Origin of the sequence: Acinetobacter genomosp. 15BJ (assembly GCF_000400715.1) — a bacterium.
Classification (GTDB): Bacteria; Pseudomonadota; Gammaproteobacteria; order Pseudomonadales; family Moraxellaceae; genus Acinetobacter.
The window spans coordinates 1932307-1957780 of the sequence record NZ_KE007347.1 but is presented as its reverse complement, the minus strand read 5'-3'; the positions used below and the strand labels follow the sequence as shown (position 1 = coordinate 1957780).

Sequence of the window (25474 nt, the reverse complement as noted above, 5' to 3'; positions counted from 1 at the left end):
ATGCGTTTATGATGAAGCAAAATTTTAAACTTTCGATGCAACGGACTACTTTGGCGCTGTTATTGGGGACAACATTAAGTCTAGGGGTAACGATTACAGAAGCGAAAAGCCCTGCCGATCCTAAAAAAGTCTTACGTTATGCCTTTCCAGTGGCGGAAACGGGATTTGATCCCGTAGCGACACAAGATCTGTATTCGGCTCATGTCTTATATTCTATTTTTGAAACGCTCTATACCTATGATTATTTAGCTTCTCCTGCCAAGTTGGTGCCAAAAACGGCAGTGGCATTACCTGAAGTGAGTGCGGATGGGTTGACCTATACCATTCGGATTCAGAAAGGGATTTATTTCACGCCGGATCCAGCATTTAAGGGCAAAGCGCGGGAGTTAACTGCGGCAGATTATGCGTATTCATTTAAACGTTTAATTGACCCAAATCTGCATTCTCCGAACAGTTGGTTATTTGAAGATAAAATTGTGGGCATTGAATCGCTTATTCAACAAGCCAGTAAAACAGGAAAGTTTAATTATGATCAGCCGATCGCGGGACTACAAACGCCTGATCGTTATACTTTGGTCATTCGTTTAAAAGAACCGAATCATAATTTTCCGATGCTGCTGGCGCATCAACCCACGGGTGCAGTCGCACGAGAAGTCATTGAAAAATATCGTGATAAGGCGGGCTATGTGATGGGACGTCCTGTGGGAACAGGTCCTTATATGCTGTCACATTGGACACCAGGTTCACGGATTATATTGAAAGCAAATCCAGATTATCGTGGTTTTACATGGGACTTTAAGGCCAGCAGTCCAGAAGATCAAAAAATAGTACAACAGATGCAAGGCAAAAAAATGCCACAAATCGGTGTGGTCGATATTCAGGTGATTGAAGAATCACAATCGGGTTGGCTGTCATTCCAAAAAGATGGTTTGGATTTATTTACACTTGATGGTGAATTACCTGCACAGGCTTTGCAATCTGATGGTTCATTAAAACCTGAACTTGCTAAGAAGGGCTTCCAACTTTCGCGTATTTCAGATCCTTCGATTGATTATTTGTATTGGAATATCCAGAACCCGATTGTAGGTGGTTTTAGTAAAGATAAGATTGCATTGCGTCGCGCGATGTCCATGGCAGTTTCTAAAGAAAAATTTATCACTGTCTTGGCCAAAGGTAATGCCAAAAAATTAGAATCACCGATTCCATATGGTGTAGCAGGGCATGATCCCAATTATAGAAGCAGTATTCCTTATTCTGTAAAGGCAGCCAACTTGCTATTGGATCGCTACAACTACAAAGTAGGCAAGGATGGTTGGCGAACTTTACCTGATGGAAAGCCTTTAGTGATTGAGTTTATGCCATCGACCAGCAGTGCACGAAGTATGCAAATGGCCGAGTTGCTGAAGAAAGATTTAACCAATATTAAAATTAATATGGTGTCGAAGCCTGTTCCTTTTGCGGAAGGTTTGAAAGCGGAGAAACAATGTAAAACCATGTTTAAGGCTTCGGCTTGGATTGCAGATTATCCTGACGCAGATAATTTTGTGCAGTTGTTTTATGGCAAAAATATTCATGCAACCAATCATACCTGTTTCAAATTACCCGAATATGACCGTCTCTATGAGCAATCATTGAGGCTTGAGGATGGCCCTGAGCGCGATATGCTGTATCGCAAAATGTCACGGTTGTTAGAGTTTTATTCACCGGTGCAATTTATGTCGACCCGTTACCGTACCGTGGTCGCTCAACCGCGTGTGATTGGTTATAAAAAACATCCTGTTCTGCCAGCAGAATGGATGTATATCGATATTCAAGACAAGAAATAACAAACAGATTAAATTGGAGAAAGCGCATGGCGAAAAGAATATTGAAGTTGTCGACACTGGGACTGTTATCGATGGCGGTCACGGGGATGAGTCAAGGCATTTGGGCTGAAAATACAAGAATCACGTTACCGATTTTAAAAACCAGTGAAAGCGCACAATGGTGTGATGCTAATTTACAGACGTTAAAGCAGCGTATTTCTCAACTGGAAAAACAAAGTATTAAACCTCAATCTGATGCCGCTCCTGTCTTGGCGGAGTGGGATCAGTTAATGGCAACTTTCGAAGACTTTGCTGGGCCGATTAGCTTATATAGTAATGTTGATCCAGATGCTAAATTACGCCAAGCGGCTGAAGATTGTGAAGTCAAACTCAATCAACTACAAACCGAAATTTATCAGAACCCGAAGTTGTATCAACGTTTTAAAAACACCAAAGCCAACGATGCAATTGATACCAAGTACCGCCAAGATATTCTCGATGCCTTTGAAGATACAGGGGTACAGCTCCCAGCTGCAAAAAGAGCACGGGTCAAAACTATTTTTGATGAGCTCACCAAGCTTTCACAAGAATTCTCTCGCAATATTCGAGATAACCCAGAAAAATTAGAATTTACGCCTGCCGAGCTAAAAGGCTTGCCTGAGAGTTATATTTCAGGTCTAAAGAAAAATGACAAAGGCAATTATTTATTAGGTTTTGAATATCCAGAGTACCAACCGTTTATGGAGTTGGCCGACAGTGATGATGCACGCAAACGTTATCAAACCGCATTTACACGTCGTGGTACAGAAAAGAATTTAGTCTTGCTTAAACAGATTATCGACTTACGCTATGAATTGGCGCAGTTGTTTGGTCAGCCAAGCTATGCTGATTGGGCGCTAAAGAAACGCATGGCGAAAACGCCAAAAACGGTTAACACCTTCTTGGCCGATGTACACAAAGTTGTTGCACCACTTGAGCAAAAAGAAGTGGAAGAACTCCGTGCTTTTAAAGCCAAAACTTTGAACACAACTTTAGAAAAAGCTGAAATTAACCGTTGGAATGTGAACTATTGGAGTGAAAAACTCCGTAAAGAAAAATACCAGATTGATCAAGAAAAACTGCGTGATTATTTCCCAACCTTAGCCGCACAAAAGTGGTTATTTTCGATTTCATCTGATCTTTATGGAATCGAGTTTAAACCTGCCAAAGTTGATGCTTGGCAAGACGAGGTGGAGTATTACGATGTCACTGACAAAAAAACAGGTGAAGTCCTTGGTGGCCTATACATGGATAAATTCCCACGTGAAGGCAAGTATGGGCATGCAGCGGTCTGGGGTGTATATGGCGGCAGTACACTGAGCAAGCGTAAACCAATTTCAGTGTTGGTCACTAACTTTAACCGCAAAGGTTTAAATAGTGATGAGCTGGAAACCTTTGTACATGAGTTTGGTCATGCCCTACATGGCATTTTATCGAAAACCCGCTATTCAGGTCAGTCGGGTACATCGGTAGAGCGCGACTTTGTCGAAGCACCATCACAAATGTATGAAGAGTGGGCGCGTCGTAAAGAAACCTTATCGAAAGTAGCCGATTATTGTGATCCTGCTTGTCCACGCGTAGACGATGCATTGATCGAGCGTCTTAAATCAGTACACAATTATGGGCGTGGTTTACGTTATGCACGTCAAACCCTATATGCACAATATGACATGGCTTTACACGGGGCAGATGCACTGAAAGTACAGCCGATGGATGTCTGGAAAAAAATGGAATCGGCAACGGCATTGGGCTATGTACCGAACACCGAGTTTCCTGGACAATTTGGCCATTTGATGGGTTATCAAGCGGGCTATTATGGCTATATGTGGTCTGAAGTCCTAGCCTTAGATATGTTGTCCGCTTTTGGCGATAACTTAAATAATCCAGAAGTGGGGCAGCGCTACCGTCAAGCGATTTTGTCACAAGGCAGTCAAAAGAATGCAGCGCAACTGGTCAAAGACTTCTTAGGCAGAGAGCCAGATAACAAAGCCTTCTTTAATGAAATTACAGGTCAACGGGTCAAATAAGGATTTGCCATTATGCTTGCTTATGTCGTGCGTAGACTATGGCAAATGATCCCGACCATGTTGGGTGTCATTTTGCTGATTTTCTTCTTGTTTAACTGGGTGGGGGGCGATCCTGCATATATTTTGGCAGGGAAAATGTCCAACCCCGAGCAAATTGAAAACATCCGTAAACAGTTGGGGGTCGATCAACCTTATTATGTGCAACTCTGGATTTTTATTAAACAGATTCTGACTTTTGATTATGGTGCCAGCTGGAGTACAGGCGAATCTGTCTCACAGATTATTCTGACCCGATTAGGCCCATCACTGACTTTATTGATTCCACTCACGATTTTACAAACTGTGATCTCAATCATCTTGGCATTGGCGGTTGCATCTGTTCGTGGTTCATTGACCGATCGTATGGTGATGATGCTGTGTACCATTGGTATGTCGATCAGTATCTTGGTGTATATCATCGTTTTTCAATATGTTTTGGCCTATCAGTTAAGTTGGTTCCCCGTACAAGGCTGGAGTGATAGTTTTAGTCAAAATTTATTCCATTATGCTTTGTTGCCAATCTTAATCATGTTGGTGGTGAGTATTGCTCCAACGCTACGTTTATATCGAAGCTTTGTCCTCGATGAAATTAACCAAGATTATGTGCGGACTGCGCGTGCCAAAGGCGTAGGTGAGTCTCGGGTACTGGGTGTGCATGTATTGCGGAATGCTTCGATTCCAATTGTCACAGAAGTGATGGCCAGCCTGCCAGCCTTACTCATTGGTGCATTTTTGATTGAACGTTTCTTTGGTATTCCGGGAATTGGTCGGGAAATTATTATTGCGGTTGAACGCAGTGATTTTCCTGTGATTAAAGCCATCACCGTATATATCGCTGCGGTCACCATGATTTTTAACTTGATCGCCGATCTGATTTATAAGCTCCTCGATCCTCGTGTACAGTTGAAATAGGAGGATGACGATGCTCAGTACAATTTTTAAAGGCAAAGCCTCCTCAAATGAATCTTCTGCGTCAACAGGATTGTGGCATTTGGCCTTGAATCGATTGAAGTCAGATCGAATCGCCGTGGTATCTTTTTTGGTCGTATTATTTTATTTCATCCTGCTCGCTTTATCGATGACAGGGGTAATTGCCTCTAGCTGGAATAAAGAAGTTGCAGTCAGTTATGCACCACCGACCTTTTTAGGCGCAGATACAGAGTCAGATCAAATTAAATCCAATAGTGAAACCACAGCCGCTTTGCCTGAAAATCCAGTCGATCCCTTGAAAGATGTGATTCAGCAGCTCAATGCCGAGATTCAGGCTGAACAGCAAGGTGGTTCAGTCATTGATAATTATGGCGTGGTTGATCCTTTGGCTGAGGATATGCAACAGATTGATCAACAACTCGATGGGCATTTACTCGATCAAAAACAAGAGCTCAAAACCACTTTGCCTTTTGGGGCGGATAAGTGGGGACAAGATGTGTTGTTAAAAACCATTAAAGGGGCTGAAACCTCAATTCTGGTCGGTTTATTGTCGGCATTATTGGCAGTGGTGATTGGTACTTTTTTGGGTGCAATTGCAGGCTATTTTGGTGGCTGGGTCGATGATGTTCTGAACTGGTTCTATAACATTTTTACCTCGATTCCTTATCTGTTATTGGTATTGGCCATTGCGGCAGTACTACAACAAAAAGGCATTCTGTCGATTGTCCTGATCTTGGGTTTAACCGGTTGGACCGGGGTATTCCGTTTAATTCGTGCCGAATATATGAAACATAAATCGCGTGAGTATGTCCTTGCAGCCAAAGCCATTGGAGTGAGTCATCTACGCCGTATGTTTGTGCATATCTTTCCAAACGTGAGTCATATCGCCTTGGTACAGATTTCGATTTTGGTGGTGTCATTCATTAAATCTGAAGTCATTCTGAGCTTCCTTGGTTTTGGTGTTCCTGTTGGCGTGGTGTCTTGGGGCAGTATGTTGAATGAAGCGCAAAGTGAGCTGATCTTAGGTAAGTGGTGGCAATTGGCTGCTGCATCTATTGCAATGGCTGTGTTAGTCACTGCATTTTCGATGTTTACCGATGCCTTACGTGATGCTTTAGATCCTAAGTTGAAATAACGGAGAGACAAAATGCAATATCAGAATGAAACAACGCTATTACGTGTCGATGATCTTCGTGTCAGCTTTAAGGGTGAAAATAAGCAGTGGATCGAAACAGTCAAAGGGATTTCGTTTTCGATTCCTAAAAATAAAACCGTAGCGCTGGTTGGGGAGTCGGGCAGTGGTAAATCGGTTACTTCCTTAGCAGTGATGGGGCTGTTGCCAAAAGGGCAAAGCCAAATTGCTGAACAGAGTCAAATTTGCTTTGAAGGTAAAGACTTACTCAACTTATCGGCCAAAGAGATTCGGAAAATTTGTGGTAAGGATATTGCCATGATTTTTCAGGAGCCGATGTCCTCGTTGAATCCTGTCTTTACAGTGGGAGATCAAATTGCTGAAGTGTTATGTATCCATTTAGGCATGGGGCGTAAGCAGGCCAGAGTACGGGTACTTGAGTTGCTAAAAGAAGTTGGTATTCCTGCGCCAGAAACCAAGATTGATGCTTATCCGAGTCAGCTTTCAGGTGGGCAACAACAACGGGTTATGATTGCGATGGCGATTGCCTGTGAACCGAAGTTATTGATTGCGGATGAGCCGACCACGGCTTTAGATGTCACTATCCAAAAGCAAATCATTGATTTATTAGAGTCATTACGACAACGTCATGAAATGTCGATGCTGTTTATTACCCATGATTTAGCCTTGGTGGGTGAAATCGCAGATGAAGTGATTGTGATGCGTCATGGTGAGATTCGGGAAAGTGGCCCTGTTGAACAGGTGCTGGAGCAACCAAAAGATGTGTATACCCGCGCTTTGCTGCATTGTCGTCCACAGCTCTCGACTCGCCCATACCGTTTGCCTGTGACCAGTGATTTTATGCAGCAAGACGAAAATGGACAACTGATCGAAGCCACCAATTTGTCTGATTTAAACCTGAAACAACGTGTCCGTGGTCTGACTGGCGAAGAACAAATTGTTTTAGAGGTCAAAGGCCTGAAAAAATCGTTTTATAGCCGTAAGGGCTTGTGGGGACAAGACGAATTTCAAGCGGTTAAAGGCGTCTCTTTTCAATTGGCGAAAGGTAAAACCTTGGGACTAGTTGGCGAGTCGGGTTCAGGTAAAACTACTATTGGTTTGCTATTGATGCGCTTGCATGAAGCCACAGGCGGGCAAGCCTTGATTGGTGGTAAAGATATTCTGGCGATGAGTGAGAAAGAGTTTTGTCAGTACCAACGCAAAATTCAAATCATTTTTCAGAACCCTTATGCTTCACTCAATCCACGCTTTACCATCGGGCAGATTTTATTGGAACCAATGCGGATTCATGGTATAGGCCAGAATGATGCTGAGCGTAAAAAGATGGCATTGGAGCTGTTAGAACGCGTCAGTTTACCTGTGCAAGCCTATGACCGTTACCCACATGAGTTTTCAGGTGGTCAACGACAGCGGATAGCGATCGCACGTTGTTTAACCTTAAAACCTGAAATTTTAATCTGCGATGAGTCCGTTTCTGCACTGGATGTTTCGGTACAGGCACAGGTACTGAATTTGTTGCAGGATTTACAGGACGAGTTTGGCCTGAGTTATATTTTTATTTCGCATGACTTATCTGTCGTGAAATACATTTCTGATCAAGTCATGGTCATGAACCATGGCGAATTAGTTGAAATTGCGAACTCGGACGAACTGTATTTACATCCACAGCATGAATATACCAAAAAGCTGCTGAATGCGATTCCGCAAGGTATTGTGCAGCATAGTTAAAAACCAATAAAAAACGCTCTAATCAGAGCGTTTTTTCTTTTCAGGAATAAGAATTAGAACTTCTTAAAACCTTTATTAAAACCAATGGTTTTACGGCTATTGCTATTGTTGCTATTACCGCTTGGGCGTTGTTGTGACTGATCTTGTTGCTCATCATCACGACGTTGCTGACGTAAGTAACCACCACGACGTGCCGCCATCGGCTTTTCAGACATACGTTCAGTACGACGTTTTGCCATACCGAATAAACCTGTACCTTGACGTGGTTTTAACTCAACTGATTTTGCCAAGTTATCGATATCGCTTTTATCCAATTCCATCCAACGACCCGTACGTAACTCACGTGGTAAAATGACCGTGCCGTAACGAGTACGTAATAAGCGGCTAACTTTCAAGCTTTGTGATTCAAAGATACGACGAACTTCGCGGTTACGACCTTCTTTAACAACCACTTGATACCAACGGTTAATACCATCGCCACCAATTTCTGAAAATGATTCAAACTTGGCTGGACCATCTTCAAGCTCAACACCTTTCAGCATGTTATTGCGAATTTGTGGGGTTACTTCGCCCATCACGCGAACGGCATATTCACGCTCAACTTCGTTTGAAGGGTGCATTAAACGGTTGGCAAGTTCACCATCATTGGTGAATAACAATAAGCCAGTACTGTTAATATCCAGACGACCTACCATGACCCAACGGTCATTGGCAATTTGAGGTAAATGATCAAATACCGTAGGACGCTTTTCAGGGTCATTACGTGAACAGATTTCACCTTCTGGTTTATAGTAAATTAATACGCGACGGCGAATTTCATCTTCAATTTGGAATTGTACTTTACGACCATCGATACGAAGTTCATCACCTGGTTCGATACGTTCGCCAACTTGGGCAATCTGACCATTGATGCTGACACGACCAGCAGCAATGACTTCCTCCATATAGCGACGCGAGCCTAACCCGACTCTCGCTAAAACCTTTTGTAATTTTTCACTCATGACAGCACAACCTTAGACATAATGATCAACAGTTCACCTTTCTCAGGACTTCGGCGCATGTGCGTCGAGTGTCATGAATGCTTCCTTGGCGTTCTGTAGGGGAGGCAATTGACCTAGCGAAGCTAAACCAAATGCATTTAAAAATTGGGGCGTTGTGACTAACAACGCAGGTCTTCCAGGTAAATCTCTGAAACCAGATTCTTTAATCCAGTTCCAGTCAAAAAGCGTTCTTAAATTCTGGCTATTGTTGGATACACCACGAATCTGCTCAATATCGGCACGTGTGACTGGTTGATGGTAAGCAATCACGGCGACAGTTTCGAGTAATGAGGGTGACAACTTGGTTGGGCGCTCTGGCCAAACTTGTGCAATAACATTTCGATATTTTGCACGTACTTGAAAGCGAAAACCTTGCACCGTTTCAATTAATTCGATTGAACGGCCATGCTGTAACATCGCCAGTTGTTGTAAAAATGTGCGTAATTGCTGCTTATTATATTGGTTTTGAAAGGCTTCTTTTAGACGTGCAAGAGAGACTGGTGAGTCACTGGCGAATAAAATCGCTTCAAGTTGTAATAAAACCTCATGATGAATGTCCTCAAACGACATACCTTCATTCTGCTCAAATTGATCTAAACTCATGCAGCAACTCCTTGAATGGTTAAAGGAGCTTCAATGCCTGTATGGATAATCTGAATTCTTTGCTGACGTGTTAGTTCAAGCACCGCCATAAAAGTGACCACCATGCCCATACGACCTTGCATGGGATTTAATAATTCAATAAAACTCAATGCCTCACCTGACGCAAGTTGGCTTTCAATAAAGGCAATACGTTCTTCCAATAATACAGGCTCTTGTGCCACCACATGGGTGATGGGTTCAGGGCGGTTGAATACGCAAAATAAAGCATCATGTAAGGCTTCAACATCATAGCCTTCATAAATAGGAGCAATATGACCAATACTCACGTTAGCACTAAAGGTGTCGCGTTCGAAGATTGGCATCTGTCCCAATCGTTCCGCAGCTTGCTTTATACGTAGATAGGTTTCTAAACGATCAATTAACTCTTGTTTTGGATCTTTTTCAAATTGATCAACAGCGACTGGTTTCGGGAGCAGTAAACGCGATTTCAAATCTGCAAGTAATGCTGCCATGACCATATAATCAGCCGTGAGTTCAATATTCAGCGATTTCATACTATCCATATAGGACAGATATTGAGTTGCAATCGGAGAAATATCGACCTGTAATAAATCAAAGCCATTTTTTTGAATCAGGTAAATCAGAAAGTCTAACGGACCTTCAAATTGTTCCAGTAAAATTTCAAACGCGGCAGGCGGTATATATAAATCTTCAGGTATGACTTCTTGCCACTCGTCAAGCACGCGAATGGAAGGAGTGGACTCCAAAGTTTGGGGGAGAATTTGGTTCATTACCGTTATAAGCCACGCGAATTTTCAAAAGCATGAAAGATATAATTTTTTGTGCAAAGAGAGGCACATGCTACCAAGAGCAGGTCTATTCTAATCGAAATTGCCAATTTAATAAATTACCTACTTACAAAAACCTTAAAGTTCTCAGGGTATTTTCTGTATTTATGCAAGATTACATAGGCCATAGAAAAAAGTTATGCTTAAATTAGCAACGAAAATCATTCTTTCTTTCAATTATAAATCATCATGAAACATTATTTAAAAACACAACAGAACCAGTTTGGGCAAACTGTCGGCTTTGCCATCGATCATCAACCCAACCAACTGATTAAAACTAATTTAGATGGGCAATACGTCAAATTGATTCACATTGCTGGTGAAATCTCTGATCAGGCTGCGAATCAAATTTGGGATGCTGTTGCAACGGAAAAGGATGCGGCCTGTTGGACGTATTTGCCTTATGCAGCACCGCAAAGCCAATTTTTGTTAAAACAGGATTTGCAAAATCTATTTGGTTTTATAGGCTCAACTCATTTTTTAATTGAAATTGATGGCGAGCTCCAAGGTTGGATTGCTTTGTTAAATCCAAGGCTGGAACAGGGCGCGATCGAAATAGGCAATGTTTACTTTTCCCATCGAATGAAAAAGTCCAAAGCCTCAACGGAGGTAATCTTTTTACTGTTACAACGATGCTTTGCTCATGGCTTTAGGCGTATAGAGTGGAAATGTGATGATTGTAATGCACCGTCTAAAGCCGCAGCCTTACGTTTTGGTTTTCAGTATGAAGGTTTATTTCGTCAAGATCGGATGACTAAAGGGCATAACCGTAATACCGCATGGTTTTCAATCATTGATGAAGAATGGCCTGATTTAGAAAAAATCTATCAACAATGGCTCAGTCCTGATAATTTTGATGCGCAAGGTTTTCAGAAGCAGCGTTTATCAGATTTTTTTTAAATATAAATCTAGATTGTTATCCGTCATTTTAACGAGCACTATTGCGGTATATCACTTAAATGAAAAGAAACATAATTGTAGGCCTCGGGTTGATCTTGATTATTGTTTTGACGGGTAGTTTTGTTATCTGGAATAACCCTTCCGTTCAAAAAGAACTATTAAGACAATATTTGGGCAGAATGATTGTAAATGGCATTAATCATCATTCGAAGCCTGCAGCAGCTGAATTGGGAGTGGATATGCAGGCGACTAATCTTTATCCTCAAATTCTTGTGACAATGAAACTCATAGATTATAAAGACAATATTGGTGTTAGCACTACGCAACTTCAACAGCAAAACTGTGCCGTTCTTAAAATTTTTCAGAATCTTAAACAAGGTACAAGATCAAAGGTATATGGTTTACTCATTGAGGATAGGGTTTCATTTCAGATTGATGTTTTTAATGGTTTTGATCAAAAAATACAAAGTGCAAACCAAATTTTGGCTGAATGCCCCAACTTTCCGTATGCTTAATGTGTAGCTATAAAAAAATAATAAATGTCAGTACTTATTCAAAAGCACTGACATCACCGACACCACGACGCACGATTTCAGGATTTTCTCCAGATAGGTCAATAATACTGGTGGTGGATAAGGTACCGAAGCCGCTGTCGATAAATACATCTATGCGTTTGCCTAACTGGTTTTCAATATCAAATGGATCATCCAGCGGATCTTTTTGATCAGGCAAAATCAAGGTACTGGTTAACAGTGGCTCACCGAGTTCTTGTAATAAGGCTTGTGCAACAGGATTGCTTGGAATACGCAACCCAATGGTTTTTTTCTTCGGATGCATTAAACGTTTTGGTACTTCGCTGGTCGCTGGCAAAATAAAAGTCGTAACCGCTGGCGTATTATTTTTTAATAGACGATACATCGCGTTATCGACTTTGGCATAAGTCGCAATATCGGATAAATCACAACACATAATCGCATACTGGTGCTTTGGTCCCAGACCACGAATTTGTGCAATCCGTTCCATTGCGCTCTTATTTCCAATTTGACAACCAATCGCGTACGCAGCATCTGTTGGATAGACCACAACATCACCAGCACGAATACGTTCTACTGCTTGTGTAATTAAGCGAGCCTGTGGATTTTCAGGATGAATATGTAAATGCAACATTATTTTAACTCCCTGATTTATACGGCTAAATTCAGTATGAAACTTGTTAGGGGCATGTTGCAAGTCTTAGATGTGATAATTTTGTCATTTAATCAAGGTATTCACGTTTAAATTCATCGAGTTGTAATGGTGTTCCATTGCGGGTAGACACGCAAATGTAATGAATGAAATGTGCGGCATCGCAGGGTAATTTTGCTTCCCCAGAAAAATAACGTTGTACTTGCGCAAAGACATGATCTTTAAATTGATCTCCATTACCGCCATCGCCTGTTAAGTTATCCAGTGACACACGAAATTTCCGACCAAAGGCAGTCGCAAATAGCCATTCTATGGCTTGAGGTTTAATTTCAACTTGCTCAAACAGGGCTTGTTGTTCTGAACTTCGTCCATCAGGCGCATACCAATAGCCAAGGTCGGAAAGTAGGCGGCGTTGCTCGCCAGCAATGCTCCAATGGCTGATTTCATGTAGGGCACTATTGAAGAAACCATGGGCAAATTGGATCTTTGCAGGCTGCTCAGAAGTGGCTGGGAAATATTCTGGTTCAAAATCACCTTTAACAAGTGTGACATTATGGTGGGAAAACCAGTGATTAAAGTGTAAAATAAGCCAATCGACCTGTTCTGGTTCTGTTGTTAACTTTTGCCAAGATGAACGTTGCACTTGATCTAGCGCTAACACAGGAACAGAGGTTGAATGGGTGCTAACAAGTAATGAAGATGTTACTTCAAGTTGCGGCTGCAACAGGTACATTGCTTAATTTACCCCGAGTTCTGTCTAAAGAAGTACAAAATTGTATCTTAATCTTTGACAGAGTACCGATGAATTTGTAGAATTGCCGCCTTAATTATGTCAGCAAATACTTTTCCAAGCCAAATCGAGCCATTTAAATGGGCTGAACAGGGCTTTACATGGTCAGGAACACTGCCATTGTCTCGCTTTGCTCGTATTGCTCGAGAAGCTGTTGGTTCAATTGATGATCAATTGATCAACATAGACTGTAAGCTATCAATGGATATCTATCATCGTATTGTATGGTTAGATGGACATACTGAAGCAAAAGTTCCAATGGTGTGCCAACGTTGTTTGGAAGCCGTTGAAATTGAATTGGTTTCAGACTTTCATTTAGCTTTGATTGATGATGAGTCACTGATAGAGCGATTGGATGAGGATGCTGATTTCATCGTTCTAGGTGAAAGTGAATCTTCAAAAAAAGGTGATTTTGATGCACCTGCAGTGATAGATTTGCTCGCACTATTAGAAGATGAGCTGTTATTGTTGATGCCTTTATCTCCTAAGCATGATGCTTGTGAGCATAAGCATCAACCTGCCACTCCAGATGTTGTCGAAGAGAAACGGGATAACCCGTTTGATGTTTTGGCAGGTCTGAAGGGTAAACTTAACTCATAATTTATGTTATAATGTTGAGTTAAGACAACTGAATTTGTTCTGATCCATTTTTTCGATCTTTGTAAGGAGCCATCATGGCCGTTCAGCAAAACCGTAAAAGTCGCTCTCGCCGTGACATGCGCCGTTCACATGACGCTTTAACCGAGAATGCATTATCTGTAGACCAAACTACTGGTGAAACTCATCGTCGTCACCATGTGACTAAAGACGGTATTTACCGTGGTCGTCAATTATTCGCTAAAGCAGCTGATGCTGAATAATTGAACTATATGCATTAAGCGTTAGCTTAAAGTATAGAAAAAATGGGAGCGAAAGCTCCCTTTTTTGTTGTTTTTCGCAATTATAAAAAGAATTAATCAGTGTTAAATTGCCGCATCGCTAAAGAGTCTATTGTCATTCTCATGTAGAATTATGAGTATTGATAAAATTGGCGGTAGACTAATTTAAGGATTTTTATATGTCGACTAAACGACTTGAGCAGGCTGCTCAAGCAACAAAAACAGCATTTGTTTTTCCTGGTCAGGGTTCTCAAAAAGCAGGTATGCTGGCTGAACTTGCAGAGCAGTTTAGTGTCATTCAAGATACATTTGCTGAGGCATCAGCTGCACTAGGTTTTGACCTTTGGCAGATTGCCCAAACGGGTGAAGGCTTGGACCAAACTGAAAATACACAACCCGTATTACTGACTGCAAGTATCGCGCTATGGCGTGTATGGTTAGAGCTGGGTGGTATTGTGCCGAAATACTTGGCTGGACACTCTTTGGGAGAATACAGTGCGCTTGTTGCAGCGGAAGCAATGAGCTTGGCTGATGCAGTTAAACTGGTTCATTTACGTGGCAAACTGATGCAGAGTGCTGTTCCTTCAGGTGAAGGTGCAATGGCTGCAATTCTCGGTTTGGCTGATGAGAAAGTGGTTGAGCTTTGTCAAAATGCCTCTGCTACAGGTCAAGGTTCAGTTGAAGCTGCAAATTATAATGCGCAAGGCCAAGTCGTAATCGCTGGTAGTACAGCATTGGTTCAGCAGGTGATGGCAGAAGCAAAAGAACAATCAGGTAAAGCAATTGCATTGCCTGTTTCTGTACCATCTCATTGCACATTAATGAAACCAGCGGCGGAAAAGTTTGCCGAAGCTTTGGAACAAACTGCCATTGAGCTACCATGCCTTCCTGTAATACAAAATGTCAACGCGGAAATCGCGACAGATGTTGCTCAATTACGTCAGGCTTTAACGGCTCAATTGTACCAATCAGTACAATGGACGCGTACGATGCAATATCTGCAAGATCAGGGTATCCAGTACGTGGTTGAATGTGGCCCGGGTACGGTACTGAGTAATCTTGCTAAGCGATTACCAAATATAGAAAAAGCATTTGCCCTTGATAGCAAAGCACGTATGGAAGATGCCCTAAACGCAGTGTTAGTGGCAGAAGGAAAAATTGCATGACACAACAACGAAAAGTTGCGTTAGTGACAGGAGCAAGCCGAGGTATTGGCGCAGCAATTGCACAGCAACTCATTCAAGACGGTTTTTTTGTGGTTGGTACCGCAACTTCTGATGCAGGTGCGCAAAAGCTGACAGAAAGCTTTGCTGAACATGGGACAGGCGCTGTACTTGATGTTCGCAATGGCGAAGCGATTGATGCACTGGTTTCAGACATCGAGCAAAAATATGGGTCAGTGTTGGTATTGGTCAACAATGCAGGCATTACCAAAGACAACTTGCTGCTGCGTATGTCCGAAGATGATTGGGACGATATTCTCAATATTCATCTAAAAGCGGTTTATCGTTTGTCTAAGCGTGTATTGAAAGGCATGACCAAAGCACGTTTTGGCCGCATTATTAATATTAGTTCAGTGGTTGCACATTTTGCCAACCCTGGGCAAGCGAACTACTCGGCAGCAAAAGCAGGGATTGAAGCATTCAGTCGTAGCTTAGCCAAAGAGATGGGTAGTCGTCAGATTACAGTGAACAGTGTTGCACCTGGTTTCATTGCCACTGAAATGACTGATCAGTTAAGCGAAGATATTCGTAAAAAAATGACTGATCAAGTAGCTTTAAATCGTCTAGGTGAACCTCAAGATATTGCAAATGCAGTGAGTTTCTTGGCGAGCGATAAGGCTAGTTACATTACTGGTACAGTTTTACACGTAAATGGTGGTCTATACATGGCCTAAGTGGCGATGTATAAACTTTTAAAAAATCTTATATTCAATTAAACTAGTGGCAAATTAAAACGCCACAAGCAATGAGGAGAATTCCTGTGAGCGATATCGAACAACGCATCAAACAAGCAGTAGCTGAACAATTAGGTATGCGTGCTGAAGAGATTAAAAACGAAGCATCTTTCATGGATGACTTAGGTGCTGACTCTTTAGATTTGGTTGAACTTGTAATGTCTTTTGAAAATGATTTTGACATCACGATTCCAGATGAAGATTCAAATGAAATTACAACTGTTCAATCTGCAATCGATTACGTAACTAAGAAACTTGGTTAATCATCTTGCATGATCAAAAGCCACCGCAAGGTGGCTTTTTTATGTTTGTATGTTTTGCAACAGAATGTTTTTCATTAAGTTCTAACGAATATACATATATTTACAAGACCGCGTTAAATTGAAACTCGAGTGTTTTATTTTTTCTGTATAACTAGATGTAAGTCTATTTTGACTATTATGCATTAATAATTACAGAGGAAATAACAATGGGTCTTTTTGATTTTGTTAAAGGTATTGGTAAGAAAAATACAGCACCAGCTGAACCGCAAGCTGCACCAGCAACGCCAGCTGAACCATCAGCTCAAGAGATTGCGAATAAATTATTAGGTTTGATTAAAAGTTTAGGTCTTCCGATTGATGGTTTATCGGTCACATATAATGGTAATACCGATACAGCAACGATTAAAGGGCAGGTTAAAACCCAAGCAGATAAAGAAAAGATTGTACTTGCTGTCGGAAATATTGATCATGTGGCGCAAGTTGACGATCAACTTACCGTGGAAACACCTGAGCCAGAAAGTAAATTCTATACCGTGAAATCAGGAGACAATTTGTCGAAGATTTCAAAAGAATATTATGGTGATCCAAACCAATACAATAAAATTTTTGAAGCAAATCGTCCATTACTTAAAAATGCAGATGACATTTTCCCTGGTCAAGTACTCCGTATTCCACAATAATCTGTGGATACTAAAAAAGGCGCAAGATGCGCCTTTTTTATTTGATCATTTTTTGAAAATAATAGTTTTTCTAAACAGCTTAAAAGCGTTTTGGAATCTTTTGCCCATTCGGCACAGGTGTTTCAGCATGTTTTAACACCCCAAATAACCATGTTTCTGCATGTTGAACCGCAATTTTTAAAGAATCACCAAGTGCCAAACGTCCAGCAATAAAGCTAGCCAATGAACAACCTGAACCATGGTATTGGCCTTCTAAACGAGGGCAACGGCTTTCCGCAAGCATTTTGCCATCAGCATAGAGCACATTGCGGATATGATCAGGCGTATCTTCATGCCCACCTTTGACCAATACTGCTTTTGCACCCATTTCAAACAATTTTTGTGTGGCCTGTTCAATATCATCCAGACCAGTTAAGGCTCTTAACTCAACAGTATTAGGTGTAATCACCGTTGCCAATGGAATCAGCTCAACAAAGGCCTTGACTAATGTCGCTTGGTCACCCAGTGAACCACCGCTATTTGCCACTAAAACGGGATCTAGGACATATAAATAATCTGGATGTTCTCGTAAAAACTCGGCTAATGCAGCAATATTTTCGGTCGTACCTAACATGCCTGACTTTACACATTTAATTGGTAAATCACCCACCACCGCATTTGCTTGCGCGAGTAGTAATGCTTTTGGAGTTGCTTCAAAACCAAACACTTGCTGTGAGTTTTGAATCGTCAGCGCGGTACATGCAATGGCTGCATGCGCACCACTTTGTCCAATTGCTTCAATATCTGCTTGTAAGCCAGCACCACCAGATGGATCTAGCCCTGAAAAACAAAGTACGGTCGGACGCACTGCAATTTCCTTTTATTCTTCAATCTACGGTAGTATAGGGAAGTTTCGAGAAACTCTCGACTCTGTTGTGTAAGGCTGCAAGAGATTGAACGAATGACGATCAAAAATATTCTCATCGATTTAGATGGAACCTTAACCGATCCTAAAACTGGAATTCATGGTTCAATTCATTTTGCGCTAGAAAAATTAGGCCAGCCCCTAGCTGATGAGTTCGATCTGGACTGGACCATTGGGCCGCCACTTAAAGCATCTCTCGCAAAATTACTCAATACTCAAGATGATGATCTGGCTGAGCAGGCATTACAGGCTTATCGTGAACGTTTCTCGGTGACAGGCTTATTTGAAAATGAAGTGTATCCTTCAGTCGCTGAGACATTGCAACAATTGCAATCGCAAGGCTATGCTTTATTTTTGGCGACAGCAAAACCTACGGTTTATGCGAAACAAATTTTGATTCATTTTGATCTAGCCCAGTATTTCACCGAAATGTACGGCAGTGAATTGACTGGCGAGAGAACCAACAAGGCGGATTTAATCGCTTATATTCTTGAACAACAGCAGTTAGATGCACAGCAATGTATTATGGTGGGTGATCGTCAATACGACATTATCGGTGCCCGTGCCAATGGGATTGAAACCATTGCTGTGAGTTATGGTTATGGAACAGCAGAAGAGCTGGCTCAGGCGCAACCAGTGACCCAAATTTCGCAATTTAGTGCATTAATAGAATGCGTTAATGAGCTCAATATAGAGCGGAAAGTTTCATAAAACGAATTGTAAAAAGCCTCGATAATTCGAGGCTTTTTTATATCTAATCAGACATTATGTTTTAAGCGGTATTGCACCAGTTCTTCGATGCTGATCACGGTTAAGCTGTGGGTTTGTGCATAAGCAAGCACTTGAATACCTGAACCCATTGAGCCATCAGGATTGGTCAACTCACACAGCACTCCAGATGGCTTTAAACCTGCCAAACGCGCCAAATCAATCGTTCCTTCAGTATGACCACGACGGCTTAAAACACCACCATCGCGTGCACGTAAAGGGAATACATGACCTGGACGACTGAGATCACTCGCCACAGCACCTTCTTTGGTTGCAGCCAAAACAGTGGTGACACGGTCTTTGGCAGACACGCCTGTGGTCACGCCTTGTGCCGCTTCAATCGTTATGGTAAATGCTGTTTTAAATTGGCTGGAATTGTCGACTACCATAGGTGGAAGTTCTAAATGATCAGCCAAGGCTTCTGTTAAGCATAAGCAAACAATACCTGAACCATCACGAATCATTTGTGCCATGGTTTCGACAGTTAATGTTTCAGCAGCAATAATCAGGTCAGCTTCATTTTCACGATCAAAATCATCCATCACCAATACAGGTTTGCCTTGGCGGATATCTTCTAAAGCTTGTTGAATACGTTGTTCAGCAGGGGAAAGGGCTGAAAAGAAAATTTCGGGTTGGATTAAACTTGACATAATGAAACGCTCTCGTAAATAGGATACGGTTGAACATTTCAGGACTGATGTAAAAAATAAGCGTGCACAAAAACAACGCAAAAAGCGTGTTTCAGTGGTTTCGTCTTCTTTCATCCGGACTATACCGTCGGCTTTGGTCTCTCACCAAATCTGCGAGTATATAAAAATATATACAGGCTCGTGGGCTGATTAGGTCATTTGATCGCAATGCCTAACTTACCACCGGTGGGGAATTTCACCCCGCCCTGAAGCGATGTGCTTCGATTATAGTCGGATTTTTATGAGAAAAGGCAACTTTTTAAAGAATGAATCGTTCTATAAAAGTGAAAAAAATTGCTGAGAAGTAGCTCAAGTTTTTCTATCGATCTGTGAAACTGGCAATGGATTTAAATTGAGCATACACTCGAAAGATAAAACAACAATAATTTAAGGAGTCGATAAATGGAGCAAGCAGATAAGACAGAATTAGAACGATTGGCACAACAATTACGTCGGCCTGTGATGAGCCTTCAGCCATTTTCACAACTCTCTAATCATGATTTGGCTTGGCTCAATCAACAATTACAACAGGCCATCAAAAATGAAGATCAGAAAATGAATCGTAGTGTGTACCAAACACCTTTTTTTCTTCGTTGGCTGTTTCGAAAAAATAAAATGAGGGAATAGCATGACTCGATTGGCAGTACAGGCAGAGCTGATTAAGCTTGCTCGCATTTTGCAGGTATCAGAGCAAGAATTAGAGTTTATGCAGTCTTTGGCCCCTGAAAACCTTAGACAGTTTCGGTTTGCGATATTAGAGCGACTACAAAATCGTCAGAAAAAGCGTTTCCGTTATCTAGCAGCATGGGTGAGTTGGTTACCACGTTGGGTGAGTATTTTCATGGTTAAACACTTTTTAGAACCATTTATTGTCGCCCAGATTGCAGTGTATTTATCTACAGAAAACTCTTATCGAATAGCGAAGCATTTACCTGCAAAAACCATAGCTGCAATTGCTGTTTATTTAGATCCTCGACTGGCAAGAGAATTACTTGGCTATCTCACTACACATCAAATTACCGACATTACTAAAGTTCTATTAGAGCAGCGGGACTTTGTGACGATTGGTCGTTTTGTGAGTATGTTATCTGATACCGTTTTACAAGATGTTGCACAGGTCGTTGAAAGTGAAAGCGATCTATTGGAAATTGCTTTTTATATTGAGTCCCGTGAGCAAATCGATCATTTAGTCCATGTTTTGCCTAAGCAGCGCATCGAGCAAGCCTTATTGATTGTGGGTGATCCAGCCCAGCGGCTGGTCTGGCCTAAAGTTTTGGCTTTAATGAGCTATATCAGTTATGGACTTAAGCAGGAGCTTGGTGATTTGGCTGTTCAGCAAGGGGAATCCGTCGTGAATGCGATTATTCAAGCTACACAGGAAGATCAATTGTGGGAAGATATGTTGCCTGTAGTGGCTTGTTTGTCGGCACAAGCACAGAGCTTTGTTGCTAATTTACCGACATTAAGACGTGTAGAGATTATTCGGAGTATTGTAGAGGCGGCTGATCGTTGTGATTTATGGACGGATATGCTGGTTATTGTGAATTATATGCAAGATGAGGCAAGGGAGGTTGTTGCCACGGCGATTGCCCAAATCGATGAGCAAGTCCTGCATCATATTGCCTATGCATCATTACTACGCTCACAATGGGAAGTTACTTTCGACATTATGCGACGTATGCCAATCGACAAGCAGCAGCTATGTCATCGTATTCTAGATGGTTATATGCAGCAGTTAGACCCAGAAACCTATCAATATTTAGATGGCCTATTGGACCGTTATCAGATTCATTCGGCTTAAGCACTTGGCAACGTTTCTCGAATTGGCAATAAGGTTTCTAGGGCATGCTCATAGCCACGTTCGATTAGTTCATCTAATTTATGCCAGTCAAACATACCAATACCTTCAATTGGCATACGGATATGTAAATTGGCGCGTTCAATTGCCGCTGTTTGTATCATGGTATCACTCGCAAGGGTAGCGGTACGCATTAAAATCTCTGCCAGACGTGGTGCATGTAGAAGCTTATCTTTGATGATTTTATTCCAGTTCAATAATGCACTTTGATCTGGTTCTTCTAAACCAATTCCTGGGACTCGAATATCATCATGCAAGCTGACATTGCTGGCAATAATGGTGCCTCTTTCTAAGTTTTGCATAACATCTGTGGGGAGGTTGTTTATTACACCGCCATCACAGAGCAGGTTTTCATGCCAAGCGACAGGTGGAGCAACACCAGGCACACTCATGCTGGTGCCCACCCAAGTCGCGAGTTCACCTTGATCGTGAATCACGGCTTGACCTGTAGTGAGATTGGTCGAAATACAGTAATAGGTCTGTCTGAGCTCCTCAATTCTGCGACTTCCAAAGATGGCCTGTAATCGGGTATGAAAACGTTGCCCACGAATCAGTGAAACGCGCGGCATGGTGTAATCATTGAGATAATTACGTGCGACAAAGGTTTCATAAGCAATATGGGTCATTTCCACACTATCAAAACCACAGGCGACCAGCGCTGCCACAAATGCCCCCATACTGGTGCCCCCAACAATATCAATCGGGATATGTAGTTGTTCAAGCGCACGAATTAAACCGATATGTGCAAAGCCACGTGCACCACCACCACCAAGCACCAAGCCAACGCCTTGGCTAGAGATCTGACGAGCGACGGCACATATATCAGCCTGTGCCCATGGGTGAATAAAGTAGTGGGCACGGGCATGATAGAGCTGTTTCCAAATTAATGTATGCGGAGATGGGTCTCCTTCAGAACGAAGTAAAACCAATTCAATCGGACTTTGCCAATCATGCTGATTCAGTACATTTGATAGTCTGGTTTGAGTGGGTGTTTGGTTGGCCTCGGCCAAAATCAATATTCGATCAGCTTGATGTAAACAGCGTTTCGACCACTCATCATCACTGCTATCTGCAGCGTAGAGTACGTAACAGTGTTTTTCTTCTAAATTGGCCAACCATTGGCGCAGTTTTAAATCCTCACTACTGTAGTCTAATGGGGTTTGACTAAATCCTGAACCAAACAAGGCATCAATATGTGCCGCAGTGACTAAACGAACTTGAGGCCATCGTTGTAAGTGCTCGGTCAGTTTTTCTGCCAGATGTGTGGCAGGAATATGCGCGGATACAGGAATCACTGAAAGTGTGCGACTGTGTCCCATCGCATGACAATGTTGCAATTCGGGTTGGGAGCGGTGAATGATGAGTCGAGATAAAGCAAATAACACTTTGGGGTGTTGGTGAATAAAATCTAGAAATTGTTGTTGTGGAATACCGAGTAGAGCAGTGTCACGGACTGCATTGACTGTACCTTGATGAGGTTGATTGGAAATGACGCCTGTTTCACCAACAATATCGTGGCGACCAAAATAAGTCAGTAAGCCTGACGAAGTAGTAAGTTTGACCCGACCATAAGCAACGATATACACATAATCGGCAATATCATGTGCACAATAAAGCTGCTGTCCTGTTTGTAAATGACGAATATGACAGTGAGGCACCAAGCTTTCTAGGGTGCTGTGGTCTGAGTCAGCAAAGAGACTAACTTTACTAAGAAGGTGAGTAATATCCATATTGTTCAAATTATCGTTATTGTCTTTTTATTGAACAAATTTTGATGCTATTTTACAAGTTTGCTTGCGTAAAACTTGGCTTTATTTCTCAGTGTTTTTGTATTTTCCTCAGAGTATGAACGGGCTGTGTTCGTGCAATAAAAAAGCCAGTTCATATTGACTGGCTTTTTGAGAATCTTTATAGGGCTTATGCAATTTGTACAGGAATACAGTTTGCAGTGTGATTCACTGTATTGTCTGGGTTTGCATAAACTAAACGTGGTTTGTGAAGATTGGCTTCTACTTCGGTAAAGTCACCGAAAGTCGCAATAATCACTAAATCACCAACATCAGCTTGATGGGCTGCGCCACCATTCACTGAAATAATACCTGAGTCATCTTCACCACGGATTGCATAGGTGGTGAAACGTTTGCCGTTAGTGACGTTCCATACGTGGATTTCTTCGTATTCACGAATCCCTGCTAAGTCCATTAATACGCCATCAATTGCACAAGAACCTTCATAATGAAGCTCTGCATGAGTCACAACTGCACGGTGAATTTTACATTTTAATAAACGAGATAGCATGGCTAGCGTCTCCTGAGTAAGACCTAAGATGATTATCTTATGGTTGACTTGTCACGTTTTCCGCGGGCTATAGGCGGTTTGATGCGCATTTTGCGCTTAAAAATGCAATATGGCAAGCGGGATTGATCAACAATTCAGTTTAAGCGGGTTTGTAAGCGTTAATTTGATTCATTGCCTGTGACACTTGTCCATCAACAAGCATTTTCACTTGAGAGAGGGCATGGTCAATGGCTGCATCCATTAAGCCTTGTTCACTGCTAGGCGCTTTACCAAGCACATGACCAGAAACACGTTCTTTGGCACCCGGATGTCCAATTCCAATACGTAGACGATGGAAATTAGCCCCGATATGCGGGACGATATCGCGGAGACCATTGTGCCCACCATGTCCGCCACCTGTTTTTAAACGAATAATGCCAGGATTCATATCCAGTTCATCATGCGCAATCAGGATTGCTTCAGGTGCAACTTGATAAAATTTAGCGAAAGGGACAACACTTTGACCAGAACGGTTCATAAAAGTGGTAGGAAGTAATAAACGGACATCATGACCTTCGATTTGGCCACGACCACTGTATCCATGGAACTTTGGATCAGCTTTTAAAGAAATGCCATAACGATCTGCAAGCTGTTCAACGAACCAGAAACCTGCATTATGGCGGGTTTGGGCATATTCCTTTCCAGGATTACCCAAACCAACAATTAGCGAAATATTTGACACTAATTTACGCCTTTAACACTTATGCGCGTTTGAAGTCAGCGTGCATAGGCGTGTTTTTAGCAGGGTGGCGCTGTAACGCTTGGATTTTAACGTTTTCAACTTTGTCACCGATTTTGATTTCGATAACTTCTTCGAAGAAAGCGTTGTTTTCTAAAGCTTTAACGATTTCACGAAGCTCTAAAGTAACGGCTACAGGCTCAGCGCTACCACCATAGATGATTGCTGGGATTTGAGCAGCGTGGCGAAGGCGGCGGCTCGAACCTTTCCCTTGTTGTGCTACTTCACGTGCTTGAGCGTTTAATACGAAGTTTGCCATGGGCATATCCTCATTGAGTTTGAGTAACTAAACTTGCGACCAGTTTAGTGATAGAAAAACCCTAGCGAGCTAGGGTTTAAGAAAAAAAGCTGGGCTATTATAGATAACTATCGAACATTGCGCTAATAGATTCTTCGTTATTGATACGACGAATTGTTTCAGCAACCATGCTAGCAACAGAAACTTGGCGAATTTTACCTAAGCTTAGTGCTTCATCTGAAAGAGGAATTGTGTCAGTAACAACAAGTTCATCAATGACAGAGTTACGAAGGTTATCAATGGCTTTGCCAGATAAAACAGGGTGAGTTGCATAAGCAACAACACGACGAGCACCAAATTGTTTGAGTGCATCGGCCGCTTTGCAAAGCGTACCTGCTGTATCTACCATGTCATCGACGATCACACAGTCGCGATCTTTAACATCACCAATTAAATGCATCACTTGTGATTCATTTGCTTTTTGACGACGTTTATCAATGATAGCTAAATCGATATCACCCATTTGTTTAGCAACAGCACGGGCACGAACCACACCACCAACGTCAGGTGAAACAACCACAAGATTGTGATGTTGTTGCTGGCGTAGGTCAGCGAGTAACGCTGGCGTACCATAGATGTTATCAACTGGGATATCGAAGAAACCTTGAATTTGGTCTGCGTGCAAGTCAATCATTACTACACGGTCAATACCAACAGTTGTAAGCATGTCTGCAACAACTTTCGCAGTAATCGGTACACGAGCAGAGCGTGGACGACGATCTTGGCGAGCATAACCAAAGTAAGGAATGACTGCAGTGATACGACCAGCACTTGCACGACGCAAAGCATCAGCCATCACCAAGATTTCCATCAGGTTATCATTGGTAGGGGCACAAGTAGATTGGACGACAAAAACGTCTTTACCACGAACATTCTCAGTAATTTCAACTGAAATTTCACCATCAGAGAACTTGCTTACAGAAGCAGCACCTAAAGGAATATGTAAATGGCTTACGACTTTTTGAGCGAAATGTGGATGAGCACTTCCACTAAAAACGACAAGATTGGGCATGAAG

The 25474-nt window shown here is 42.0% G+C and carries 28 protein-coding genes and 1 riboswitch; of the genes, 16 read left to right on the top strand and 12 right to left on the bottom strand.

The features are described from left to right. Positions 1 to 8 precede the first annotated feature (8 nt). Genes F896_RS05135 through F896_RS05155 form a run of 5 tightly spaced genes read left to right on the top strand, consistent with a single transcriptional unit; the run spans position 9 to position 7721 of the window. Positions 9 to 1826 carry an ABC transporter substrate-binding protein gene (locus F896_RS05135; protein WP_016164537.1) on the top strand — a complete coding sequence of 606 codons (1818 nt, stop codon included), beginning with the start codon at positions 9 to 11 and terminating at the stop codon, positions 1824 to 1826. Between the two features lie 26 nt (positions 1827 to 1852). Beyond that, positions 1853 to 3871: a M3 family metallopeptidase gene (locus F896_RS05140; protein ID WP_016164536.1), complete on the top strand. Its 2019-nt coding sequence runs from the start codon at positions 1853 to 1855 to the stop codon at positions 3869 to 3871. Positions 3872 to 3883: 12 nt separating this feature from the next. Beyond that, positions 3884 to 4822: an ABC transporter permease gene (locus F896_RS05145; protein WP_004655290.1), complete on the top strand. Its 939-nt coding sequence runs from the start codon at positions 3884 to 3886 to the stop codon at positions 4820 to 4822. A 10-nt stretch (positions 4823 to 4832) separates the two neighbouring features. Further along, a complete protein-coding gene (locus F896_RS05150) occupies positions 4833 to 5975 on the top strand; it encodes an ABC transporter permease (RefSeq protein WP_016164535.1) in 1143 nt (380 codons plus the stop codon). 12 nt (positions 5976 to 5987) lie between these two features. Beyond that, positions 5988 to 7721, top strand: coding sequence for an ABC transporter ATP-binding protein (locus F896_RS05155; protein ID WP_016164534.1), 1734 nt, complete (start codon positions 5988 to 5990; stop codon positions 7719 to 7721). Positions 7722 to 7774: 53 nt separating this feature from the next. Here F896_RS05155 and rluB read toward each other — a convergent pair whose 3' ends face one another. Genes rluB through F896_RS05170 form a run of 3 tightly spaced genes read right to left on the bottom strand, consistent with a single transcriptional unit; the run spans position 7775 to position 10155 of the window. Further along, on the bottom strand, positions 7775 to 8722 hold the full coding sequence (rluB, locus tag F896_RS05160) for a 23S rRNA pseudouridine(2605) synthase RluB (RefSeq protein ID WP_016164533.1): 948 nt from the start codon (positions 8720 to 8722) through the stop codon (positions 7775 to 7777). Between the two features lie 42 nt (positions 8723 to 8764). Beyond that, on the bottom strand, positions 8765 to 9364 hold the full coding sequence (gene scpB, locus F896_RS05165) for an SMC-Scp complex subunit ScpB (protein ID WP_016164532.1): 600 nt from the start codon (positions 9362 to 9364) through the stop codon (positions 8765 to 8767). Continuing rightward, entirely contained in the window at positions 9361 to 10155 is a 795-nt protein-coding gene (locus F896_RS05170) for a segregation and condensation protein A (protein ID WP_004804932.1), read from the bottom strand. The genes scpB and F896_RS05170 overlap by 4 nt, the downstream gene beginning before the upstream one ends. A gap of 246 nt (positions 10156 to 10401) precedes the next feature. Between F896_RS05170 and F896_RS05175 the strand changes: the two genes are divergently transcribed. Both F896_RS05175 and F896_RS21285 read left to right on the top strand, forming a co-directional pair. Next, a complete protein-coding gene (locus tag F896_RS05175) occupies positions 10402 to 11112 on the top strand; it encodes a GNAT family N-acetyltransferase (RefSeq protein WP_016164531.1) in 711 nt (236 codons plus the stop codon). A gap of 95 nt (positions 11113 to 11207) precedes the next feature. Continuing rightward, positions 11208 to 11627 (top strand): hypothetical protein, encoded by a 420-nt coding sequence (locus tag F896_RS21285; protein WP_228130616.1) that lies wholly within the window; start codon positions 11208 to 11210, stop codon positions 11625 to 11627. A gap of 34 nt (positions 11628 to 11661) precedes the next feature. Here F896_RS21285 and F896_RS05180 read toward each other — a convergent pair whose 3' ends face one another. Further along, positions 11662 to 12279 carry an L-threonylcarbamoyladenylate synthase gene (locus F896_RS05180; RefSeq protein WP_016164529.1) on the bottom strand — a complete coding sequence of 206 codons (618 nt, stop codon included), beginning with the start codon at positions 12277 to 12279 and terminating at the stop codon, positions 11662 to 11664. Between the two features lie 88 nt (positions 12280 to 12367). Then, positions 12368 to 13030, bottom strand: a complete 663-nt coding sequence (locus tag F896_RS05185; protein WP_016164528.1) for an elongation factor P hydroxylase — start codon at positions 13028 to 13030, stop codon at positions 12368 to 12370. Between the two features lie 96 nt (positions 13031 to 13126). Between F896_RS05185 and F896_RS05190 the strand changes: the two genes are divergently transcribed. From F896_RS05190 to lysM, 6 genes are all read left to right on the top strand, one after another. Continuing rightward, positions 13127 to 13687, top strand: a complete 561-nt coding sequence (locus F896_RS05190; protein ID WP_004804944.1) for a YceD family protein — start codon at positions 13127 to 13129, stop codon at positions 13685 to 13687. A 74-nt stretch (positions 13688 to 13761) separates the two neighbouring features. Then, positions 13762 to 13947, top strand: a complete 186-nt coding sequence (gene rpmF, locus F896_RS05195; RefSeq protein WP_004638135.1) for a 50S ribosomal protein L32 — start codon at positions 13762 to 13764, stop codon at positions 13945 to 13947. A 197-nt stretch (positions 13948 to 14144) separates the two neighbouring features. Beyond that, positions 14145 to 15131 carry an ACP S-malonyltransferase gene (gene fabD, locus F896_RS05200; RefSeq protein WP_016164527.1) on the top strand — a complete coding sequence of 329 codons (987 nt, stop codon included), beginning with the start codon at positions 14145 to 14147 and terminating at the stop codon, positions 15129 to 15131. Beyond that, complete coding sequence (fabG, locus tag F896_RS05205; protein WP_016164526.1) at positions 15128 to 15862, top strand: 3-oxoacyl-ACP reductase FabG; 735 nt, start codon at positions 15128 to 15130, stop codon at positions 15860 to 15862. Before fabD ends, fabG begins: the two co-directional genes overlap by 4 nt. 86 nt (positions 15863 to 15948) lie before the next feature. Next, the gene (gene acpP, locus F896_RS05210) at positions 15949 to 16185 is read left to right on the top strand and encodes an acyl carrier protein (RefSeq protein WP_004655272.1); all 237 of its coding nucleotides are present in this window, start codon (positions 15949 to 15951) and stop codon (positions 16183 to 16185) included. 206 nt (positions 16186 to 16391) lie between these two features. Then, the gene (gene lysM, locus F896_RS05215) at positions 16392 to 16865 is read left to right on the top strand and encodes a peptidoglycan-binding protein LysM (protein ID WP_004804950.1); all 474 of its coding nucleotides are present in this window, start codon (positions 16392 to 16394) and stop codon (positions 16863 to 16865) included. 79 nt (positions 16866 to 16944) lie between these two features. On the opposite strand, the gene F896_RS05220 is transcribed toward lysM, so the two are convergent. Beyond that, positions 16945 to 17712, bottom strand: a complete 768-nt coding sequence (locus tag F896_RS05220; protein ID WP_016164525.1) for a hydroxymethylpyrimidine/phosphomethylpyrimidine kinase — start codon at positions 17710 to 17712, stop codon at positions 16945 to 16947. Between the two features lie 93 nt (positions 17713 to 17805). On the opposite strand from F896_RS05220, the gene F896_RS05225 reads away from it, so the two are divergent. Beyond that, positions 17806 to 18480, top strand: coding sequence for an HAD-IA family hydrolase (locus tag F896_RS05225; protein ID WP_016164524.1), 675 nt, complete (start codon positions 17806 to 17808; stop codon positions 18478 to 18480). A gap of 47 nt (positions 18481 to 18527) precedes the next feature. Here F896_RS05225 and ribB read toward each other — a convergent pair whose 3' ends face one another. Continuing rightward, the gene (ribB, locus tag F896_RS05230) at positions 18528 to 19187 is read right to left on the bottom strand and encodes a 3,4-dihydroxy-2-butanone-4-phosphate synthase (protein WP_016164523.1); all 660 of its coding nucleotides are present in this window, start codon (positions 19185 to 19187) and stop codon (positions 18528 to 18530) included. A 98-nt stretch (positions 19188 to 19285) separates the two neighbouring features. Then, positions 19286 to 19443, bottom strand: a riboswitch (FMN riboswitch). A gap of 185 nt (positions 19444 to 19628) precedes the next feature. On the opposite strand from ribB, the gene F896_RS05235 reads away from it, so the two are divergent. Continuing rightward, complete coding sequence (locus F896_RS05235) at positions 19629 to 19853, top strand: hypothetical protein (RefSeq protein WP_004804958.1); 225 nt, start codon at positions 19629 to 19631, stop codon at positions 19851 to 19853. Position 19854: 1 nt separating this feature from the next. After that, positions 19855 to 21027 carry a hypothetical protein gene (locus F896_RS05240; protein WP_016164522.1) on the top strand — a complete coding sequence of 391 codons (1173 nt, stop codon included), beginning with the start codon at positions 19855 to 19857 and terminating at the stop codon, positions 21025 to 21027. Here F896_RS05240 and F896_RS05245 read toward each other — a convergent pair. The 5 genes from F896_RS05245 to F896_RS05265 form a co-directional block, all read right to left on the bottom strand. Beyond that, on the bottom strand, positions 21024 to 22814 hold the full coding sequence (locus F896_RS05245; RefSeq protein WP_016164521.1) for a patatin-like phospholipase family protein: 1791 nt from the start codon (positions 22812 to 22814) through the stop codon (positions 21024 to 21026). The genes F896_RS05240 and F896_RS05245 overlap by 4 nt on opposite strands. Positions 22815 to 23001: 187 nt before the next feature. Next, a complete protein-coding gene (gene panD, locus F896_RS05250) occupies positions 23002 to 23382 on the bottom strand; it encodes an aspartate 1-decarboxylase (RefSeq protein WP_004655255.1) in 381 nt (126 codons plus the stop codon). Between the two features lie 139 nt (positions 23383 to 23521). After that, complete coding sequence (gene pth / locus F896_RS05255) at positions 23522 to 24103, bottom strand: aminoacyl-tRNA hydrolase (RefSeq protein WP_004804964.1); 582 nt, start codon at positions 24101 to 24103, stop codon at positions 23522 to 23524. 19 nt (positions 24104 to 24122) lie between these two features. Next, entirely contained in the window at positions 24123 to 24419 is a 297-nt protein-coding gene (gene rplY / locus F896_RS05260) for a 50S ribosomal protein L25 (protein ID WP_004663523.1), read from the bottom strand. 97 nt (positions 24420 to 24516) lie between these two features. Next, entirely contained in the window at positions 24517 to 25470 is a 954-nt protein-coding gene (locus tag F896_RS05265; RefSeq protein WP_004804966.1) for a ribose-phosphate pyrophosphokinase, read from the bottom strand. Between the last annotated feature and the right edge of the window lie 4 nt (positions 25471 to 25474).

Bases quoted from the DNA above. Each gene is read 5' to 3' on its own strand.
- fabD (WP_016164527.1), top strand. From the start codon at position 14,145: ATGTCGACTAAACGACTTGAGCAGGCTGCTCAAGCAACAAAAACAGCA.
- F896_RS05150 (WP_016164535.1), top strand. From the start codon at position 4,833: ATGCTCAGTACAATTTTTAAAGGCAAAGCCTCCTCAAATGAATCTTCT.
- F896_RS05135 (WP_016164537.1), top strand. From the start codon at position 9: ATGATGAAGCAAAATTTTAAACTTTCGATGCAACGGACTACTTTGGCG.
- F896_RS05155 (WP_016164534.1), top strand. From the start codon at position 5,988: ATGCAATATCAGAATGAAACAACGCTATTACGTGTCGATGATCTTCGT.
- scpB (WP_016164532.1), bottom strand. From the start codon at position 9,364: ATGAGTTTAGATCAATTTGAGCAGAATGAAGGTATGTCGTTTGAGGAC.
- F896_RS05145 (WP_004655290.1), top strand. From the start codon at position 3,884: ATGCTTGCTTATGTCGTGCGTAGACTATGGCAAATGATCCCGACCATG.
- lysM (WP_004804950.1), top strand. From the start codon at position 16,392: ATGGGTCTTTTTGATTTTGTTAAAGGTATTGGTAAGAAAAATACAGCA.
- rpmF (WP_004638135.1), top strand. From the start codon at position 13,762: ATGGCCGTTCAGCAAAACCGTAAAAGTCGCTCTCGCCGTGACATGCGC.
- F896_RS05240 (WP_016164522.1), top strand. From the start codon at position 19,855: ATGACTCGATTGGCAGTACAGGCAGAGCTGATTAAGCTTGCTCGCATT.
- fabG (WP_016164526.1), top strand. From the start codon at position 15,128: ATGACACAACAACGAAAAGTTGCGTTAGTGACAGGAGCAAGCCGAGGT.
- rplY (WP_004663523.1), bottom strand. From the start codon at position 24,419: ATGGCAAACTTCGTATTAAACGCTCAAGCACGTGAAGTAGCACAACAA.
- F896_RS05175 (WP_016164531.1), top strand. From the start codon at position 10,402: ATGAAACATTATTTAAAAACACAACAGAACCAGTTTGGGCAAACTGTC.
- F896_RS05140 (WP_016164536.1), top strand. From the start codon at position 1,853: ATGGCGAAAAGAATATTGAAGTTGTCGACACTGGGACTGTTATCGATG.
- panD (WP_004655255.1), bottom strand. From the start codon at position 23,382: ATGCTATCTCGTTTATTAAAATGTAAAATTCACCGTGCAGTTGTGACT.
- F896_RS05190 (WP_004804944.1), top strand. From the start codon at position 13,127: ATGTCAGCAAATACTTTTCCAAGCCAAATCGAGCCATTTAAATGGGCT.
- ribB (WP_016164523.1), bottom strand. From the start codon at position 19,187: ATGTCAAGTTTAATCCAACCCGAAATTTTCTTTTCAGCCCTTTCCCCT.
- rluB (WP_016164533.1), bottom strand. From the start codon at position 8,722: ATGAGTGAAAAATTACAAAAGGTTTTAGCGAGAGTCGGGTTAGGCTCG.
- F896_RS05245 (WP_016164521.1), bottom strand. From the start codon at position 22,814: ATGGATATTACTCACCTTCTTAGTAAAGTTAGTCTCTTTGCTGACTCA.
- F896_RS05185 (WP_016164528.1), bottom strand. From the start codon at position 13,030: ATGTACCTGTTGCAGCCGCAACTTGAAGTAACATCTTCATTACTTGTT.
- F896_RS05265 (WP_004804966.1), bottom strand. From the start codon at position 25,470: ATGCCCAATCTTGTCGTTTTTAGTGGAAGTGCTCATCCACATTTCGCT.
- F896_RS05225 (WP_016164524.1), top strand. From the start codon at position 17,806: ATGACGATCAAAAATATTCTCATCGATTTAGATGGAACCTTAACCGAT.
- F896_RS05180 (WP_016164529.1), bottom strand. From the start codon at position 12,279: ATGTTGCATTTACATATTCATCCTGAAAATCCACAGGCTCGCTTAATT.
- F896_RS05170 (WP_004804932.1), bottom strand. From the start codon at position 10,155: ATGAACCAAATTCTCCCCCAAACTTTGGAGTCCACTCCTTCCATTCGC.
- F896_RS05235 (WP_004804958.1), top strand. From the start codon at position 19,629: ATGGAGCAAGCAGATAAGACAGAATTAGAACGATTGGCACAACAATTA.